General features: G+C 65.0%; 23 protein-coding genes and 4 tRNA genes. 10 read left to right on the top strand and 17 right to left on the bottom strand.

Translation table 11 applies throughout. The features are described from left to right. Window positions 1–15: 15 nt before the first annotated feature. Window positions 16–894 carry an aldo/keto reductase gene (locus MKK62_RS19850; RefSeq protein ID WP_240258227.1) on the bottom strand — a complete coding sequence of 293 codons (879 nt, stop codon included), beginning with the start codon at window positions 892–894 and terminating at the stop codon, window positions 16–18. Window positions 895–953: 59 nt separating this feature from the next. On the opposite strand from MKK62_RS19850, the gene MKK62_RS19845 reads away from it, so the two are divergent. After that, window positions 954–1,451: a DUF1990 domain-containing protein gene (locus MKK62_RS19845; protein WP_240258228.1), complete on the top strand. Its 498-nt coding sequence runs from the start codon at window positions 954–956 to the stop codon at window positions 1,449–1,451. A 126-nt stretch (window positions 1,452–1,577) separates the two neighbouring features. After that, window positions 1,578–2,426: a hypothetical protein gene (locus MKK62_RS19840; protein WP_240258230.1), complete on the top strand. Its 849-nt coding sequence runs from the start codon at window positions 1,578–1,580 to the stop codon at window positions 2,424–2,426. A 37-nt stretch (window positions 2,427–2,463) separates the two neighbouring features. Here MKK62_RS19840 and MKK62_RS19835 read toward each other — a convergent pair whose 3' ends face one another. Next, window positions 2,464–3,465 carry an NAD(P)H-dependent flavin oxidoreductase gene (locus MKK62_RS19835; RefSeq protein WP_240258231.1) on the bottom strand — a complete coding sequence of 334 codons (1,002 nt, stop codon included), beginning with the start codon at window positions 3,463–3,465 and terminating at the stop codon, window positions 2,464–2,466. Between the two features lie 41 nt (window positions 3,466–3,506). Next, window positions 3,507–3,932 carry a hypothetical protein gene (locus tag MKK62_RS19830; protein WP_240258232.1) on the bottom strand — a complete coding sequence of 142 codons (426 nt, stop codon included), beginning with the start codon at window positions 3,930–3,932 and terminating at the stop codon, window positions 3,507–3,509. Between the two features lie 123 nt (window positions 3,933–4,055). Between MKK62_RS19830 and MKK62_RS19825 the strand changes: the two genes are divergently transcribed. From MKK62_RS19825 to MKK62_RS19815, 3 genes are all read left to right on the top strand, one after another. Further along, window positions 4,056–4,712, top strand: coding sequence for a DedA family protein (locus MKK62_RS19825; RefSeq protein ID WP_240258233.1), 657 nt, complete (start codon window positions 4,056–4,058; stop codon window positions 4,710–4,712). A 149-nt stretch (window positions 4,713–4,861) separates the two neighbouring features. Continuing rightward, complete coding sequence (locus tag MKK62_RS19820) at window positions 4,862–5,113, top strand: hypothetical protein (protein WP_240258234.1); 252 nt, start codon at window positions 4,862–4,864, stop codon at window positions 5,111–5,113. 90 nt (window positions 5,114–5,203) lie between these two features. Then, a complete protein-coding gene (locus MKK62_RS19815) occupies window positions 5,204–5,644 on the top strand; it encodes an anti-sigma factor antagonist (protein WP_240258237.1) in 441 nt (146 codons plus the stop codon). Window positions 5,645–5,648: 4 nt separating this feature from the next. On the opposite strand, the gene MKK62_RS19810 is transcribed toward MKK62_RS19815, so the two are convergent. From MKK62_RS19810 to MKK62_RS19775, 8 genes are all read right to left on the bottom strand, one after another. Then, entirely contained in the window at window positions 5,649–6,305 is a 657-nt protein-coding gene (locus tag MKK62_RS19810) for a UdgX family uracil-DNA binding protein (RefSeq protein ID WP_240264043.1), read from the bottom strand. Window positions 6,306–6,480: 175 nt separating this feature from the next. Further along, the gene (locus MKK62_RS19805) at window positions 6,481–6,852 is read right to left on the bottom strand and encodes a hypothetical protein (protein ID WP_240258239.1); all 372 of its coding nucleotides are present in this window, start codon (window positions 6,850–6,852) and stop codon (window positions 6,481–6,483) included. A gap of 120 nt (window positions 6,853–6,972) precedes the next feature. Beyond that, window positions 6,973–7,914, bottom strand: coding sequence for an MAP_0585 family protein (locus MKK62_RS19800; RefSeq protein ID WP_350355764.1), 942 nt, complete (start codon window positions 7,912–7,914; stop codon window positions 6,973–6,975). A 173-nt stretch (window positions 7,915–8,087) separates the two neighbouring features. After that, window positions 8,088–8,549 carry a lipoprotein LpqH gene (locus MKK62_RS19795; RefSeq protein ID WP_240258241.1) on the bottom strand — a complete coding sequence of 154 codons (462 nt, stop codon included), beginning with the start codon at window positions 8,547–8,549 and terminating at the stop codon, window positions 8,088–8,090. Between the two features lie 185 nt (window positions 8,550–8,734). Next, window positions 8,735–8,968, bottom strand: a complete 234-nt coding sequence (locus MKK62_RS19790) for an acyl carrier protein (protein ID WP_240258242.1) — start codon at window positions 8,966–8,968, stop codon at window positions 8,735–8,737. A 102-nt stretch (window positions 8,969–9,070) separates the two neighbouring features. After that, window positions 9,071–9,385, bottom strand: a complete 315-nt coding sequence (locus MKK62_RS19785) for an STAS domain-containing protein (RefSeq protein WP_240258243.1) — start codon at window positions 9,383–9,385, stop codon at window positions 9,071–9,073. Next, a complete protein-coding gene (locus MKK62_RS19780) occupies window positions 9,385–11,886 on the bottom strand; it encodes a SpoIIE family protein phosphatase (RefSeq protein WP_240258244.1) in 2,502 nt (833 codons plus the stop codon). The genes MKK62_RS19785 and MKK62_RS19780 overlap by 1 nt, the downstream gene beginning before the upstream one ends. Before the next feature lie 216 nt (window positions 11,887–12,102). Then, window positions 12,103–12,174: transfer RNA gene (locus tag MKK62_RS19775), tRNA-Val, on the bottom strand. A gap of 169 nt (window positions 12,175–12,343) precedes the next feature. Here MKK62_RS19775 and MKK62_RS19770 point away from each other — a divergent pair. The 3 genes from MKK62_RS19770 to MKK62_RS19760 all read left to right on the top strand — a co-directional run bounded on the left by MKK62_RS19770 (window position 12,344) and on the right by MKK62_RS19760 (window position 12,605). After that, window positions 12,344–12,416, top strand: a tRNA-Gly gene (locus tag MKK62_RS19770). A gap of 27 nt (window positions 12,417–12,443) precedes the next feature. Next, window positions 12,444–12,517, top strand: a tRNA-Cys gene (locus tag MKK62_RS19765). Window positions 12,518–12,530: 13 nt separating this feature from the next. Next, window positions 12,531–12,605 (top strand) — tRNA-Val (locus MKK62_RS19760). Between the two features lie 78 nt (window positions 12,606–12,683). Here the strand turns inward: MKK62_RS19760 and MKK62_RS19755 are convergent. From MKK62_RS19755 to MKK62_RS19745, 3 genes are all read right to left on the bottom strand, one after another. Beyond that, window positions 12,684–12,827: a hypothetical protein gene (locus MKK62_RS19755; protein WP_240258245.1), complete on the bottom strand. Its 144-nt coding sequence runs from the start codon at window positions 12,825–12,827 to the stop codon at window positions 12,684–12,686. Between the two features lie 132 nt (window positions 12,828–12,959). After that, window positions 12,960–13,190 carry a hypothetical protein gene (locus MKK62_RS19750; RefSeq protein ID WP_240258246.1) on the bottom strand — a complete coding sequence of 77 codons (231 nt, stop codon included), beginning with the start codon at window positions 13,188–13,190 and terminating at the stop codon, window positions 12,960–12,962. A 304-nt stretch (window positions 13,191–13,494) separates the two neighbouring features. Next, a complete protein-coding gene (locus MKK62_RS19745) occupies window positions 13,495–13,839 on the bottom strand; it encodes a hypothetical protein (RefSeq protein WP_240258247.1) in 345 nt (114 codons plus the stop codon). A gap of 113 nt (window positions 13,840–13,952) precedes the next feature. Between MKK62_RS19745 and MKK62_RS19740 the strand changes: the two genes are divergently transcribed. Together MKK62_RS19740 and MKK62_RS19735 are read left to right on the top strand one after the other, a co-directional pair. After that, window positions 13,953–14,303, top strand: coding sequence for a metal-sensitive transcriptional regulator (locus MKK62_RS19740; RefSeq protein ID WP_434084969.1), 351 nt, complete (start codon window positions 13,953–13,955; stop codon window positions 14,301–14,303). An 89-nt stretch (window positions 14,304–14,392) separates the two neighbouring features. After that, window positions 14,393–14,635: a hypothetical protein gene (locus MKK62_RS19735; protein ID WP_240258248.1), complete on the top strand. Its 243-nt coding sequence runs from the start codon at window positions 14,393–14,395 to the stop codon at window positions 14,633–14,635. A 15-nt stretch (window positions 14,636–14,650) separates the two neighbouring features. Here MKK62_RS19735 and MKK62_RS19730 read toward each other — a convergent pair whose 3' ends face one another. The 3 genes from MKK62_RS19730 to MKK62_RS19720 form a co-directional block, all read right to left on the bottom strand. Further along, window positions 14,651–14,947 carry a DUF732 domain-containing protein gene (locus MKK62_RS19730; protein WP_240258249.1) on the bottom strand — a complete coding sequence of 99 codons (297 nt, stop codon included), beginning with the start codon at window positions 14,945–14,947 and terminating at the stop codon, window positions 14,651–14,653. 544 nt (window positions 14,948–15,491) lie between these two features. Continuing rightward, complete coding sequence (locus tag MKK62_RS19725) at window positions 15,492–15,719, bottom strand: hypothetical protein (protein WP_240258250.1); 228 nt, start codon at window positions 15,717–15,719, stop codon at window positions 15,492–15,494. 129 nt (window positions 15,720–15,848) lie between these two features. Further along, window positions 15,849–16,952 carry an LLM class flavin-dependent oxidoreductase gene (locus tag MKK62_RS19720; protein WP_240264044.1) on the bottom strand — a complete coding sequence of 368 codons (1,104 nt, stop codon included), beginning with the start codon at window positions 16,950–16,952 and terminating at the stop codon, window positions 15,849–15,851. Window positions 16,953–16,958: the final 6 nt, after the last annotated feature.

Below are 16,958 nucleotides of genomic sequence, written 5' to 3'. Positions count from 1 at the left end.
GGTGTCGACGGGACCTCAGTCGGCGTTCTGCTTTCCGAGCTCGCTCAGCTTGTCGAACTCGTCGTCGGTGAGTTCGATCTCGGCGGCGGCGACGTTTTCTTCCAGATGCCCGACGCTCGAGGTCCCGGGAATCGGCAGCACGACCGGCGAGCGTTTCAGCAGCCAGGCCAGTGCCAGCTGCGACGGGCTTGCATGCCCGTGCTCCTCGCCGAGTTTGGCCAGCGGGCCGTCGGGCGCGGCGAGCGGGCCGGCGGCGAGCGGGAACCAGGGAATGAACCCGATGCCCTGCTTGGTGGACTCGTCGAGCAAGGCTTCGGCGCTGCGGTTGGTCAGGTTGTAGAGATTCTGCACCGAAACGATCTGCGCGATTTTTTGCGCGGCGTGCAACTGGTCGACGTTGATCTCCGACAACCCGATGTGGCGGATCTTGCCTTCCTCCTGCAGCTTGACCAGTTCCCCGATCTGGTCCTCCAGCGGGAACTTGTCATCGATGCGGTGCAGCTGGAACAGGTCGATGGTCTCTACCCCGAGACGGCGCAGGCTCAGCTCGGCTTCCTGGCGGAGGTAAGCCGGGAAGCCCAGCGGGACCCACACGTCAGGGCCGGTACGCAATAGTCCCGCCTTGGTGGCGATGACCAGCCCGTCGTACGGGTGCAGCGCTTCGCGGATGATCTCCTCGGCGAAGTACGGGCCGTACGAGTCGGCGGTGTCGATGAAGTTGACGCCGAGTTCGGCCGCACGCCGAAGCACCCGGACCGCCTCGTCTCGGTCGGCGGGCGGTCCCCAGACGCCTTTGCCGGTCAGGCGCATCGCGCCGTAGCCGAGGCGATTGATCGTGAGATCGCCGCCGAGAGTGAACGTTCCGGATGCTTGAGCGGGAGCCTTCGTAGTCACGATTTCGACCGTACGCGAGCCAGGAAATCTGGGCCACGTCCGCGTGGCAAGCTGAACCGGTGGATTTGCACACCATCGCTCAGTTGCCATTCACGTATCCCGAAGTCGGTGCGACGGCCGGACCGTTCCCGCCGGGGTACAAGCACATGGGCTACTCGGCCCACATCGGCATGGGTCAGCTCCGCTTCGACGAAGCCGCGGACGCCGTCATGCACTGGGGCATGCAGCGGGGCTCCGGGCTTCGCGTCGAGCCCAGCAGCGAGACCATCGTTCCCGGCACGGTGGTCGTGGTGAAGATCGGTTTCATGAAGGCTCCGTGCCGGGTGGTGTACGTCGTTGACGAGCCACACGTGCGCGGCTTCGCCTACGGCACGCTGCCGGGCCATCCCGAGATCGGCGAGGAGCGGTTCGTGGTGCGCCACGACCCCGTCACCTCCGCGGTATTCGCCGAAGTCTCTGCCTTCTCGCGACCGGCGACCTGGTGGGCCAAAGCCGGTGGACCATTCACCTCGCTAATGCAGCGGGTGATGAACAAACGCTACGTTCGGGCGGTCTGAGGGTCGCCAGGCCACTGGCCGCTGCCCGCCTCCGCGACACGTAACTGGCTGCGACGACACGCCGCGTCGGGTCGCCCTGACGTAAGTCTCGGGAACCTTCCTGGCCACTGGCGACTCCGACCTCGTGTGCGCGGTGTGTTCATTGGCAGTGAAGCGGTTCGCCGGGGCGAGGTGAGCCGCTACCAGCTCCGGTCGCAATTCCGATCCATCTATCCCGACGTGTATCTGCCGAAGTGGTCGCAGCCCTCGCTTCGACAACGGTCGGAGGCGGCGTGGCTCTGGTCGGGCCGACGCGGTGTACTGGCCGGGCTCGCCGCCGCAGCCTGGCACGGCTCCAGATGGGTTGACGACGACGTGCCCATCGAGTTGATCTGGCGCAACCCGCATTCACCGGCAGGGATCGTCACCCGTAACGATGCGATCCGCGATGACGAGGTCGCACGCGTGGGAGGACTTCCCGTCACGTCGCTCCCACGAACCGCATACGATCTGGGCCGAACGTCACCGCGCGGCGCAGCCGTAGCGCGACTGGACGCGCTCGTCCGCGCCAACTCCTTTCCCATAAGCGACGTCCAAGTCGTGATCGAACGGCACCCGCGGGCGCGCGGCCTGCGACAGCTCCGGGCAGTGTTGCCGCTGGTCGACGGTGGTGCTGCGTCACCGAAGGAGACGTGGCTTCGGCTGCTGCTCATCGATGCTGGACTGCCCGCTCCGACCACGCAGTTGCCCGTGACGGAAGGCTGGCGACTGATCGCATTGCTCGACATGGGCTGGGAGACATACAAAGTCGCAGTCGAGTATGACGGCGAACAGCACCGAACGAATCGCAAGCAATATGCGAAAGACCACTGGCGACTGCCCAAGCTGGATGACATGGGATGGATCGTGGTGCGCGTAATCGCTGAGGACGCGCCAGCGGACGTCATCCGGCGGGTCCGCGGCGCGCTCAGCCGTCGAGGGTGGCGCGACACGTAACTGGCTGCGACGACACGCCACGGCGGGTCGCCCTGCTTTAAGTCTCGCCGGCGGCGCCGACGATGCCAGCGGTGCCAGTCTCGCCGACGGTCGGTCGACCCCAATGCGACAGCAGTTCGTACGCACCTGAGCAAAGACGGTCGATGACCTCCCCTACCGGCGACGCGTCGGCGACCATCCCGACGCCTTGGCCCGCGTCGACGGCGGCGATCCGCCGGTCGTCGGCCGCGATAGCGGCGACGAGTTCGGCCTCGGCGTCGGCGTTTTCGGCCAACGCCTCCTCGTGTCCGGTCCAGCGTGCGACGAAGTCGTTGCGCAGCACACGCGACGGGAATCGTTCTGTCCAAGGCAGATGACGAACGATGTCGTAGACGCGGGTGCTCTCGGTGTCGGTCTCGCGAGCCTCGATCAGCGCACGGCGCCCGGCGTCGCTGATGAGCGCCTCGACCGAAGCCGACAGGCAGGTGCCCAGCCACGCTCCGCTGGCGCCGGCGGCCAGCACCGCGGCCAGGCTGCGCGGCGAGGCAATGCCCCCGGCCGCAAGCACGGGCACCGACACGGCGTCGAGAACGGCGTCCAGCAGCGGCAGCGTACCGATCGTGGCCTCTCCGTGCCCGCCGCCTTCGCACCCGCGCGCCACCAGCACATCGACGCCGGCGTCCTGCGCCCTGCGCGCCTCGGCGGCGTTGTATACCTGTGTGGCAGCGAGGATTCCGGCGTCGTGCACCCGGCCAACCCAGGACAGGTCGGTGCCGAAGCTGACGGAGATCAGCGCTGGCCGCGCAGCCAGCGCCGCGTCGAAAAGCCCTTCTTCTTTGCGCATCACCCAGTCCACCAAACCGATTCCGAACGTGCCCGAGACATGTGGCAACTCGGCGTGCAATGCCGCGGTCGACCCGGCGGTGCCCATGCCGACCATCCCGAGTCCCCCTGCGGCGCTCACTCCAGCGGCCAGCTTTCCGCCCGCGACACCGCCCATTGGGGCGTTGACGATGGGCACACGCAGACCGATCGACCTGGACCAGGGTGTCGACAGCATTCCGGTGAGCATGTCCTTTGGTTCGTAAGCGCGGGGATTTTCTAGCCCGATAGTAGAAGGACCCCACCGGCGATCAATGCGACCGACTTGAGCACCTCGAGTCCGATGTAGATCAGGTGCTCGCGCGAACGGGGAGCGTCCAGCCCGGCCAGCACGTGATCGGTTCGACGGGTCAACCGTGGTCGAAGCACGCCGACCTGCACAACTAAAACGACGATCGCGACCGTCACAGCCGAGGTCACCGGTACCGAGGAAGGGCTGAGAACGAGGGCCGTCGCGATGACGAGTGCAAACACCACCTCGACGGCGTTGAGGGCGCGGAACACCAGACGGCCGATGCCCAGGCCAATTGGAAGCGTGACATTGGGTGCGCGGAACTTCAGTGGCGCTTCGAGAAACGAAATCGCCAGCACCATGCCCAGCCAGACGAAGTCGACCGCGACAGTGACGGCTGTCGAGGCACTCACCGACTCACCCGCTGCGGAAAGCTGATTCTTCTGCGCCTGGACAATGGACCCTCCTGCCCGGACGGTAGCCGATTGCCGCTGATCGCCGCGTCGACCCGGCGGTGGATCGTGCATTCTTTACCCATGACGGTGGACGCCCTGCTGCAGTCGATCCCCCCGCTTGCGGTGTACGGCATGGTAGGCGCCGTCGTCGGCATGGAAAGCCTGGGCATTCCACTGCCAGGTGAAATAGTCCTGGTCAGCGCCGCGCTGCTGTCGTCGCGACATGAATTGGCTGTCAATCCTGTCGGCGTCGGCGCCGCCGCGGTGCTCGGAGCGGTGATCGGCGACTCCACCGGTTACGCCATCGGTCGCCGCCTTGGCTTGCCTCTGTTCGACCGTCTGGGCAGGCGTTTCCCCAACCACTTCGGTCCCGGGCATGTCCGCTATGCCGAGCGACTCTTCGAGCGCTGGGGAGCACGGGCGGTATTCTTCGGCCGCTTCATTGCGCTGCTGCGAATTTTTGCCGGGCCATTAGCCGGTGCGCTGAAGATGCGGTACGCCAGATTTCTGCTCGCAAATGTCTCCGGCGCGGTGTGCTGGGCCGGCGGCACGACCGCGCTGGTGTATTACGCCGGCGTTGCCGCTGAACGCTGGCTGACCCGCTTCTCGTGGATTGCCCTGGTGGTCGCGGTGGTGGGCGGTGTGATCGCCGCAATTGTGCTGCGGGAGCGCACCTCTCGGGCGATCGCGGATCTCGAAGACTCGCTCTCCGACGACTCCGATAGCTCCGCTGCATAGCCATGCCGGGCGCAGGCTCGCGCCGCGGGCACTCGTCGATTTCATTGCAGGTGGCTTTAGCAAAGAATGTGTCGCATTTTGCAAAATCAGACAAAAATGGGCACACAAATGCAGAACCGCGAGTTTTTTCTTTGCGGAATTCTGAAACCATGGGAATCGAATCTCCGCGCAAACGTACCGAAGTACACCGCGCGCTGCTGCGCCGTCGTCGAAAAGCGCAGTCGACGTGCACTTTCGTCAAGCCGCGATGCTGCCGCCCGCCGACCGCCCGGGAGCCGGAACCGATCATCAAGATCGTTAGTTTCGCCAATAAAAGGTCGCGGATATGCTGGGGATACAACGATCCTCACGCAATTCTCAGCCGTATCGATATGGACACCGCCGATGCGTTTCTGTTATAAATGGAAAATCTTCTAAATCGACGTCGGTCTTAAGCTTCCTAGGGCGGGCATCCATATCACGGCGCGTTGCGCCGATGGATCAGGAGCACTATGAGCACTTTCGCTATCGCCGACCCCTCTTTTCATCCCCTCGTGCTCAGCGGTCGGCTCATCTCCGAATTAGCGCAGGCACACAGCACGCTGCGCGCAACAACCGAGCGATTCGGCTCGACGGTGATTGTCTACGCAGGCGGCGAACTCGACGCATCGAACGACGACGCGTGGCGACGTCTACTCAGCGAGGCTTCCGCAGCGGCGGGCCCTCCAGGCCCACTCGTGATCGACATCAGCGGGCTCGACTTCATGGGGTGCTGCGCCTACGCCGCGCTCGCCGACGAGGCGGCCCGTGCTCGAAAGCGGGGCGTCGAACTGCGTGTGGTCAGCAACCAACCGGTGGTCGCACGAATCGTGCAAGCCTGCGGTCTGAGCGATTTGCTGCCGGTGGACAGCTCGGTGGACGCCGCGTTGGCCTCGTGCGCCTTCGCTGACTGACCAGTCACTTCCTGGCTAGTTTGGCGCGCACCGTCTTGAAGTCGTCGACCAGCAGTTGGTACGCCTTGTCTCGGTCCGCGCGGTCACGCAATATCGACGACGGATGGACGGTCGCCGACAGCGCTGGCTCGGGATCCAGGTCGAGTTCGGCGGGTAACGCAAGTAGTTCTCCGCGATGTTCACACACGCGAAACGCCGAGCCGAGCAACGCCTGAGCGGCCGTGGCCCCGAGTAGCACGATTGTCGTAGGTCGTAGCGCGTGGATCTCAGCGATCAGCCAGGGCCGGCAAGCGACCACCTCGCTGCGACTCGGCTTTTGATGTATGCGGCGCGTACCGCCCTTGCGGGTGAACTTGAAATGCTTGACCACGTTCGTTTGGTATGTCGTTTCGGGATCGATGTCCGCATCGCCGAGCGCGCGGGCCAGCAGACGGCCCGCCGGGCCGACGAAGGGCAGGCCTTCGACGTCCTCGCGGTCTCCGGGTTGTTCACCGACGAGCATGATGGACGCGTCCGGATGCCCGTGCCCGAAGACAGTCTGCGAGGCATGTTCGTACAACCCACAGCCGCGGCATCCAATTGCGGCCTGCGCCAGAGACTTCAGGTCGCGATCGGCGGGAAGGAATTCACCCGCCCCGACCGGTTTTGTCGTACCCATCAGTGATGCTGGCTACCCCCGTGCCGGGTCCGACCAAACGCACGGTCGTTCAGGTCGGAAGGCCGAAGAGCTGCACGACGCCGTGGTTGCGGCCGGCGGTGTAACCCCGTCGACCACGCGTCCGGGGAGGCGAAGAATGCCGCCCTACATCATCATCGGCGATGAGGATCGATTAGCGTCACTGATTGGTTTCTGGCCATACGTCGCTGCTCGGGAAGACTCCCTGATTGCGACCCGACCAATTTTTAACTCGGGCTTTTTCGGCGGCGCGGGCCTTTGCTTCCGCTTTCTTTCGAGCCTCGTAGCTGTCGGGATCTTCGTCTTCTTCATCTTCGGGGTCGTCATCGACTTCGAAGAGGACCTCGAACCAGCGCTTGTGGGGCTGCATCCGGGTGTCAATGTCACCGGTAGGAGTGGCCCGCTTGATCTGGATGTTCTCCAAACCCGGATCCCGACGGGCGATGTACGCCTCGAGCGCTTCACCCAAATCGCGCCCGGTGAGGTTGATATCTGCCAGCGCCCTGCCTTGGTACATAGCCACGCCGGACATCTTGCAACGGAATGGAGCCGGATGCACTCTTTTGCGGTGAGCCAGCGGAGCGTGGCGGACCAAACTGATCGACCTCCCGCCGCCGCACTGTGACGGTAGCGGGAGGTCGATGACAGCGGATCAGTACAGCGGAATCCAGACGCCGAAGAACCAGAAGCCCCAACCGCCGAACACCGGGTTGAACACCGGGATCGCGTTGTAGCCGTTGTAGTTGAACGGTCCGTAGAACCGCTGCCCCCAACCGATGTCACGCGGCGGACCGACCCACGGGCGGTTCCAGCCTCCGGGAGGCGGCGGTCCATTCCACCCACCAGGAGGAGGCGGCCCGTCCCAGTTCAGCGGCGGTACGCCCGGCGGAGGTCCGTCGTTCCAACCGAATCCGCGCAGCGGCGGTGGAGGCGGCGCTCCGTAACCGGGCGCGCTGAATCCGTGCGGTGCATCTCGTGGGCCGCCCCATTGCGGGCCGCCCCGGTCGAAGTGCCCTCGCTGGACATACGGAGGCAGCGGTCCACCTGGGCTACCGGGACCACCGGGGCCATTCGGGCCAGGACCACCGGGCCCAGCCGGGCCGAATCCGCCCGGGCCGCCGGGACCACCTGGACCACCGGGCCCGAATCCGCCCGGACCACCGGGACCACCCGGACCACCGGGGCCATTCGGTCCGGGACCACCGGGGCCGAATCCGCCCGGGCCACCGGGGCCACCTGGGCCGGGCCCATTAGGCCCACCAGGACCACCCGGGCCGTTAGGCCCACCAGGACCACCGGGGCCGTGAGGGCCACCCGGACCACCTGGACCACCCGGGCCGGGACCACCCGGACCACCGGGGCCGTGACCTCCGCCACCAGGTCCACCTGGACCACCAGGGCCGGGACCACCCGGACCACCGGGGCCGCCAGGGCCACCGGGTCCGGGACCGCCCGGACCACCGGGACCGCCGGGCCCGTGACCTCCGCCGCCACCAGGTCCACCTGGACCACCGGGGCCAGGCCCGGGACCACCGGGTCCACCGGGTCCCCCAGGGCCAGGAGCATCAGCGAACGGTCCGCACTGGATGCACATCGGGTCCGCCGGAAACGGCGTTGCGCCGGCCAGACCGGTCCCGAGAGTGAGTCCCGAGACGCTGAGGGCAGCAACGAACGCTGCGCCCGCCACGCGCTTCACATACATACCTGTCAGATCCTTCCGAGCTTGAAAAGCAATGACATGCTTGCTGCGTCGATCGCGACGGCGTCCTAGGGACAAGTCACATCCATCTCGAATGGCTTGCTGACCGGCTGTTCCGGGTTCGCTGGATCGGCACCCGTCGCAGTGCCTTTGATGACGTAAGAATTTCCGTTCTTGGTGGCTTGAGCGGTGGCCTGATTCGGCGCCCCCGCCGAGTAGCCGAGGGTGACGCCGGTTAGGTTGCCCAAGCCGACCGCCTGGACGACGGGCGGTTCAGCATTTGTCACCACAGCTCCGACGCCGCTGGTCGGATCGCCGAAACCGATGCTGGTATTGCCGTTGACTTGCGTGCAGCTGATGGCGCCGGCCACTGTTTGGGGCTGCCCATCGATAGTCACCTTGTTGCCGGCCGGTGCCGATGCGCTACTGCTCGTCCCGCCGTCGCTGGACTTGCTACCCGAACAGCCGGCCAGCCCTGCCACGATGGTGGCCGCGGCCGCCACGCCCACCACAATCCCGTGCTTAACCACTGGTCTCCTTCTGCCTCTCCCTGACAAGCCCCGACCAATCATTCGCTTTGCTGACTTGGCCCCCGGGTTTCACCGACGTTACGCCCCGCCCTTTTGTGCGGGCTTAGCTAGCGCTGTGAGGCTGTCCCCGAAGGCGCAGAGCAAAGGGCGGCATACACCGGCCCCTTGACACACGCACCCGATGCCTACGACGGCGACGGAACAGCCGACTGCACCTGCTGCAGCAACTCGTGGCAGCGTTGGGCACGCTTCGAGTCCTGCTGCATGACCTCTACGAAAAACGAAGCGACGTCGTCCAAGCCGGCGTTTTTCGCATCGCGCACGTACTGCCCGTAGTCATGCCCGGCCTTCAGTGCGTGATACTGCACCGAGACGAGATCGAACTCGACGTCAGTAAATCCGGTTTCCCCTGTTGCCATGATTCCCCCCAATGATTGCGAAGTTCGGACTAGGCAGTCCTACCCGTGGGAGGGGGACCTAAACGCGGACCCGACGGGCCCCTCGATACGTCGGCTTTCGACCTACGATGACGTCGATTTCACCGTCGCCAATTCGGTGAGACCACTGATGTCGAACACGCGAACCAGGAACGGGTTGGCGAGGACGATGATGCGTTCAGCGTGGGCGAACAGAGCGTTGACGGCCGTGCTGTCCAGATAGTCGATGCCGCGCAGGTCGACCGTCAGCATCTCATCGCGCCCGGAAGCCTCGGCCACATCCGCGGCGAGGGCTTGAGTGAAGGACTCGATGTTGCTGAGGTCGAGCTCGCCGATCGCCGTCAACACGAGGTCCCCACCCCCGGTTCGGGACGTGTCCAAACTCAGCGCTGTAGCCATCAGCTCGTCCTCGCAGTCATCCGCGCCGTGGTTCCGGCCGAGTCGGAATCGATTGTCACATCGAGCATGAGCGACCGCATCAGCGCGATGCCTCGCCCTCGATGCTCGGCACCTACCGGACGCGGCGGCTTCCATGAACCGCTGTCGGCAACGGTCACGCTCACTTCGTCCGCGCTCGCGACAGCCAGCATGCTGATCATCTCGCCGGGGTTGTCCCGGTGGCCGTGCTCGATCGCGTTGGTGACCGCTTCCCCGGCCGCAACAAGGATGGCGTGAATTTGATCCGGCACCACCTCCGCCCGAATCAGCCAGGCGCGCAAAGTATTTCGCACTTCAGAGAGACGTTCCGGGTGGGCCGCAAACTCGACCTTCAACGGCGCGGGATGGCGGTAGAGCAAGAGTGCAACGTCGTCTTGATAGCCGCCGCTGGGCGTGAGGCGTGACATCACCTGGCTTGCCAGTAGCTCCATGTCGGTGTCGCGGCCATCCTCGAGCAGGGCACACACTTGGTCGATTCCGGCATCCACCGGGCTGCGCCGGCGCTCGACCAAGCCATCGGTATACAACAGCAGCGTCGAACGCGCCGGCAGGACGATGCGCGCTTCCGGGCGGGCCCGATTGGGGCGCACACCCAACGGAATCGTGCGGCCGTCCTCGAGGGTGTGCGTCGTGCCGTCGGCGTGCATCACGATCGGCGGTGGATGCCCGGCGCTGGAATACACCAGCTCGCCAGTCTCCGAGTGCAGCACAGCGCACACCGCGGTGCCGCACCGGGCGCCGGGCAGCCGCGCCGCGAAACGGTCCAGGCCGGCAAGAGCGAGTCGCGGACTGGGTCGTTCGAGCAATAGCGCGCGGCAGGCGCTGCGCAGCTGGCCCATCACGGTCGCCGCGGCGAGACCGTGTCCGACGCAGTCGCCCACAATCAACCCGATGCGTCCGTCCTCGAGATCGACGATGTCGTACCAGTCTCCGCCCACCTGCAGGGGACGACTGGCGGCTTGATAGCGCACGGCGAAGCCGGAGGGAAGATCAGCCGGCCCCAGGATGGCGTGCTGCAGAGCCAGAGCGGTTTCACGCTGCTGGTCGACCTGATGCACGCGCTGCAGGCCCTGCCCAAGGCGGGCCGCCAGCATCGTGAGCAACGTCTGGTCCTCGAGGGTGAAGGGACGCTTTTCGGCCAGATCGATCCAGACGACCAGCACACCCTCGGGGTGCTGCAACGCGATGCCGGCGGCTCCGGATTCTGACGTGTGGGGCGTCAGCAGATCGCCGTCGGGCAGAGCGCGCAGAATCTGCTGGAGCTGCTCTGGTAGGTCGTGCCACTGCGCGTCTTCACCGACCGAGATCAAATCTGGTGTGCCATGCCCGTTTCCGACCGCGTGAGACGGGAACGTGACGGCCAGGACGCGCCGGGCCCGCCATAATCGACGTAATTCCTCGGTGGCGACCTGCAGCGCGTCGTCGACTGTATCGGCCTGAGCAAGCTGTCGGTTGAGTGCGTGTTCGCGGCCCGCGGCCAGTGCCAACGCAAGTGCAGCGTGCCGAGCGAAGTCGCTGACCAACTCGAGATAGTCGTTGCTGAACGCCTGTTGCTGTGGATTTCGGGCCACAGCGATGACGCCGAGCGCCGCATCGTCGGCGATCAGCGGTATGACGATCGCCGGTCGTTCACCGGCATCGGTGAAACCTTCGATCGGATACTGGAAAGAGTCGGTGATCAACGGAATGCCCCGGCGCGCAACGCCTCCCGTGGTTGAGCGATCCATCGGAACCTGCTGGCCGATCACCTCGGAGGTATATCTGCCCGCGGTCGCGGCAACGACGAGGGTGTCGTTGTCGGCGGCGGCCACGTCAGAATCGCTGGGTACCAACAGGATTGCCTGCTCGGCCTCGGCCAGTTCGAGTACACGGTCGACGATGAGTTGAAGCGGCGCCGTCTGCGGGTCTCCGGACAGGAGCGCGGACGTGATCTCACGGCTTGCCGTCGTCCACTTCGCCGTTTCGCGTTCCCGCTCGAACAGCCGAGCGTTGTCGATCGCCACGGCGGCGGCCGACGCCAACGCCCGCACGGCGCGATCCTGCGCGTCGGTGAATAGGCGTCCCGGCCGGTCGTCGGCGAGGTAGAGGTTGCCGAAGTCGGCGGACCGGACCCTGATCGGCATCGCGAGCAGCGCTCGGAACGGCAGCGCGCCCACGTCGAGCGCCCCCGCGAGCGGGTCAGCGCTCAAGTCGGCGATGCGCAACCCGTCCCCCACTGGGAGATAGCCGAGCCGGCGGGCGGTGTCGTCGGCAATGCCCGATGTCACGAACGAGGCGAAAGCACCCTCGGCGCCCCGTATGCCGAGCGCGCCGAAGCGGGCATCGGTCAGGTCCATCGCGGCGTGCACGATTCGATGCAACGTGCCGCGCAAATCGAGGTCGGAACCGATCTCGACGATCACCCGCACGAGCTGCTCTATCTGGTCCCGAGCCACCCGAAGTTCTTCAACCTGATCGCGCATTCGATTCACCAACCGGCGCTGACCTGAGTCGCTCGACGACCGATACCCCCAGGACCGTCCACCTGTGCCACCTTCATGCTTCGGTTATCCAGATCGCCGTTGTTGCGGACGGAGATCTGTGCGAATCCCACCGTTTTCTACGTGGCCGATATTCAACGTACCGGTCTCGGTGTCCGCACTTGCCGACATTGGGAAACCGAGCGGCTGGCCGAAGGGTGGTCCCGGCTGGGTTCGAACCAGCGACCTCCCGCGTGTGAGGCGGGCGCTCTTCCACTGAGCTACGAGACCGGGTGCCGAGGCGAACGACGTCGAAGGTTAACACGAGACGCCATCTCGGGAGAACGCGCCGCCTGGGGTTAAATCCCGGCGCGCCCATTGTTACTGAGGAATTTGTGCGGTCGCGCTCACGTGGACTATCGTCGTGCTTCGCACCGGGCGACGATCTCGTCCGAGGCGCGCGGATGTAGCGCAGTTGGTAGCGCATCACCTTGCCAAGGTGAGGGTCGCGGGTTCGAATCCCGTCATCCGCTCGAAGGTGCACATGGCATCAATCCAGCGGTGGAGTGGCCGAGTGGTGAGGCAACGGCCTGCAAAGCCGTGCACACGGGTTCGATTCCCGTCTCCACCTCCAGATTTGTTCCCCGGCGCGATTAGCTCAGCGGGAGAGCGCTTCCCTGACACGGAAGAGGTCACTGGTTCAATCCCAGTATCGCGCACCAGAGTTTGTGCGAGTCGAAGCCCATTTGCGAGTGACATTTGGGCACGGCGCCAAATGATCGACCCAGCCAGGTGACGCCTCACGCGTTGGCGTTTGGAAGCGGTCCCGCCGGCGTGTTGTCATCTGGTCCTTCGGGCTCGTTTCCGGAGCCCTGGTCGATGTCCTCGGCGGTGCGGCGCAACTCGTCGTCCGCTTCGTCCGCGCCCTCTGCTGGTGTGCTCATTTGTCGTCCCGATCTGTGGCCATCGGATGCTGTCCGACGGTGAGTACCCAGTTAGGGCTGCCTCAAGAATGTCGCAGTTCCCGACTCCAGGTCGCCGACGAGGGACGCGCGAATTACCGCAACGAGAAGTGCTCAGTGATTCGGTACTGCTGGTGCTGTCGGCGAGGTCGGTGTCTGGGTTGTGCCGCTGTGTTCGCTATTGCGGTCAGCGAGCAGAAAGATGGTGATTCCCAGCAGGAACGCCACTAATACGGCAACGGTCAGCGAGACAATCGGCTTGCGCCACCACGGCTCGTCCGGCGGCGTTTCGCCCGTCTCACCTGCCGCACCATCGCCGGGGTCGAACGATTCTTCGCTGGTCACGAAAGCAGATCCTGCCACGGCCGCGCGGCGCGCACGTGAGCTTTGCACTCTTGATCACCTGACGCTGGCGTCCGTCAACGGTGGGCGTCAATGAGTGCAGCGACGGCCACTTGTGGTGCACCATGCCCTTTGTCACCTACTTCTGGGGTGTTCGCCGCATAGCCCGCCAAGACCTCGCAGTGAAGTTTTAGCGTCGGCGGCAACTGTTACCGGTAATGGGAAGAGCGCCGGACCCCGCGCTGACCGCGAGATCCGGTGCTCGACTCATCCGTTTGTTTTCGCGAAAGTCGTTGCAGCGAATGGTTTAGCTTCCCGACTGCGGACCCATCATCCCCGGGCCCATCCCGGCTGGTTTCATGCCACCGGGCTGCATCATGCCACCAGGCTTCATGTCGTCGTGCTTCATGTCGCCGTGCTTCATGTCGGCACAGCAGTCCTTGCCATCGTGAGCCATCGCAGCGTGACCCATTTGCATGTGGGCGTGCTCGCTGTAGTTCAAGAAGAAGCCGGCCAAGAAAATCGCGCCGACGACAAACAGACCGCCGGCCGCGATTCCCACCCAGGCAAGTGCTTGGTTGAGCCGGGATGGACGGTGTGGCGCTGGGCCGGACTCATCGGTCGGCGGGGCGAGTTCGGTCGTATCGGCCATGGGTGAACCTCCTGTGAGGGAACGTGACGGAGCCATGCTACCCCACCCCGGGTGGGGTGGGATCAGCTAAGCTTGTCACAGTTCATCGCCGTACGCGCTGGAAGGGGACGGCAATGTCGGATGAGTTGACGGCCAAGAAGCGCTCCGCGCTCAATCGACTCAAGACAGTGCGTGGCCACCTCGATGGCATCATCCGGATGCTTGAAACGGACGCCTATTGCGTCGACGTGATGAAACAGATTTCGGCGGCGCAGTCCGCGCTGGAGCGAACTAATCGCGTGATGTTGCACAACCATTTGGAGACGTGCTTCTCCGAAGCCGTCGTGGGCGGAAAAGGCGAGCAGGCAATAGCCGAACTGGTCGATGCGCTCAAGTTCAGCTCGGCTTTAACCGGCCCTGATACTCACATAAATGGAACGATCTCCGACGAGGCAGTACAAGCCGGCAAGACCGCGCCGAAGTAAGCAGCGCGAGTTCGGCTTCGAGCTGCCTGCCAGCAGGTTGGCAGGTGTCGAAGCCGCTTTTGCGCCGGTCATGCTCGCATACTGGGGCCATGCGCATGGCGGACGCCGACAGCCTGATCGCGATCGATTGCTACAACGCTGCCCAAGGAGCGCGTGAGCCGGTCACGATGGCGTTGGTGCGGCGGGTCATCGATGAACTGCTTACGCATCCGGCTGAATGTGAGTGCGGACATTGCGAAGCGGCGGCTATTGCGAGGGTCGGCGACGTCTGCACTATCGCGACGAGTTGGCAGCGGGTGGTGGCCGCGGTACCGCGCCGGGCAGCCTACTGATCTGAGGTTTCGGATCTAGCGCGCGACCTGCGCTTGAGCGGTCGCGTTGGCGACCTGGTCCGGGCAGTGCTGGCGGATCGTGGTGCCGGTCAACACACCGGCGTTGGTGGCGTTGTATCCGCTCGCCTCGAGCGTCGTCTCGATCGCGGCGAGGCTGGTGCCGTTGCGAAGCGCCGCGCAAATGTCGTAGCGGGAGTCGATGGTGGCGGCGTGGGCCGGCGCCGCAAGCGTCAGCGTCGCTACTATTGCAGCACCGGCTGTCAGTAGAGATGCGCGAAAGACGCTGTGCCCGTTGCGGTTGTTGTGCCTCATGTCAGCCTCGCTATGGTCGAGGTCACCGTCCTGATTAGTGGCCGCTGTCGTCTACCAACACCGGAATTACCCGCACTCTGCCCGACATGCCGCAATCGTGACCCAACTCACGATCACGAAGCGATTTCACAGCCCCGGCCGGGGCTGTGCGCCTAAGCTGAGGGACGCCCGCCCACCGAGAGGCCCGATATGACGAGGTTTCTTCGCCGTCTGACGATCACTGTTGCGGCCGCAGTGACTCCAATGGCCTCCGTCGCTGTCGGGACAGGCGCCGCGAGCCCCGCCAGGTGCGACCCCGGCGTGGCTTCACATTGCGTGTCCAGTTCACCGCACTGCGACGTCAATTGGTCTCGCAACGTCTGGACCGGCGAGTGCCATCCACAACCCGCTCCACCGGATTGGTACTCCGTTCGGCCGGCTTACGCTCCGCCCTACGCGCCCCTTGACGTCCCGCCGCCGCCTCCCCCTCCTCCGTGGGCACAACACATGCAGCCCAGGTGGGACGAGGGTTCCCAGAAGTGGTTCTGGGCCGGGGTGTAACGACTCAGATGCGTTGCGCTCGACGAAGGACTTCGAGCCGTCCCGGCGCCTGGTAGGTGTACTGGCCGTGAGGGCGGCCCTGCCAGCGGCCGTCGCGCGGCACGAGGTGCTGCACGGCCAGCGCTGCTTCGGCCTGGCTGGCCGCGGTCACCGAGTCGACGAGTTGCCCCTCCGGCGTCGTGAGTTGCCAGAGGTCTCCGATGCGGTGTCGCATGATGTGGGTGGTAGGCATTCAATCACCCCGATGAGCGTGTGTTTGGACAATTGTCAACCGCATGCCTTCTGAGCGATCACGCAGTGTTACCCGGTGCACGCACACCTAAACCGAACGAAAAACCTTGTCCAGCATGCGAAGTGTGCCCTACAGTCTGCGCGCCCCCCGCATAACCCTCGCGAACGGGCCGCCGGCGGCCAGGCCGCGCCGAAGGCTCGGCTGCAGGGTGCTCAGATTCAGCAGAACCGGGTAGCCCAGCCCGTGGTCGCGCCAATCCGCGAGCTGGTCCACGATCTCGTCGTGAGTGCCCTGCAGGCAGGCATCTTTGAGTAGCGACGACGGAACGTTCGAGGTGTACCTCAACACCGACTCCTCGTCGAAGACCTGCGGGATGATGTCCTGCGAGCCGGTGAAATCGTCACCGAGCGGGTGGGAAACGTTGTGCCTCTTCCACAGTTCCGCGGGCGCGTTCAGCGCGAAAGTCTTCATGGCGGTGGACTCGAGCGCCTCGTCGATTTCGTCGCGACTGCGACCGGTCACGGTAAAGAACAGCATCGCGGCGCCGATCGACGACGGATCCCGTCCGGCGTCGGAGGCGGCGACGCGAACCGCGTCCAGGCCACGGGCGTAGTCCGTCGGCGAAAACACCGCAGCGGGAAACCACGCGTCGGCATACCGGCCCGTCGCGCGCAACATCCTGGGTCCGTGCGAGGCGATCCAGATCTCCGGCCACTTGCCGCGATAAGGCCACAGGTCGAACACCGCGTTGTGCAGCGGGAAGAACGGAGAGTCGCGGTTGACTAGTTCTCCCCCGGAATTCCACAAGGCCCGGATCGTCGCCATGGCCTCTTCGAACCGCGCCACCGGTCGCGACCAGTCGACACCGTAAGGTTCGTTGCCTTCGCGTTCCCCGGTGCCGATGCCGAGAATCGCCCGACCCTTGGTGAGCAGGTGCAGGGTTGCGGCCGCCTGCGCCGTGACCGCCGGGTTGCGTCGACCGGTGTCGGTGACGCCGATACCGAGACGCATGCGTCCCAACCGATTTCGCGCGGCCAAGTGTCCTAGCACCGTCCATGGTTCGAGGTTCGCGTCGACCTTGGGTGTCAGTCGCGCGGCTCCGATGTATTTCGGCTGTGCCATCGCCCGCGGAAACAACGAATTCAGGTGATCGGCCAGCCAAAAGGAGTCCGCACGCGCGGCCACCGCCGACAGATAGCTGCTTCGCGTCACTGCCATCGGCGAGAAACGCATGGGCAG

This window comes from Mycobacterium paraterrae, assembly GCF_022430545.2.
In the GTDB taxonomy this organism is placed as follows: domain Bacteria; phylum Actinomycetota; class Actinomycetes; order Mycobacteriales; family Mycobacteriaceae; genus Mycobacterium; species Mycobacterium paraterrae.
This window is presented reverse-complemented; position numbering and strand designations above follow the sequence as displayed.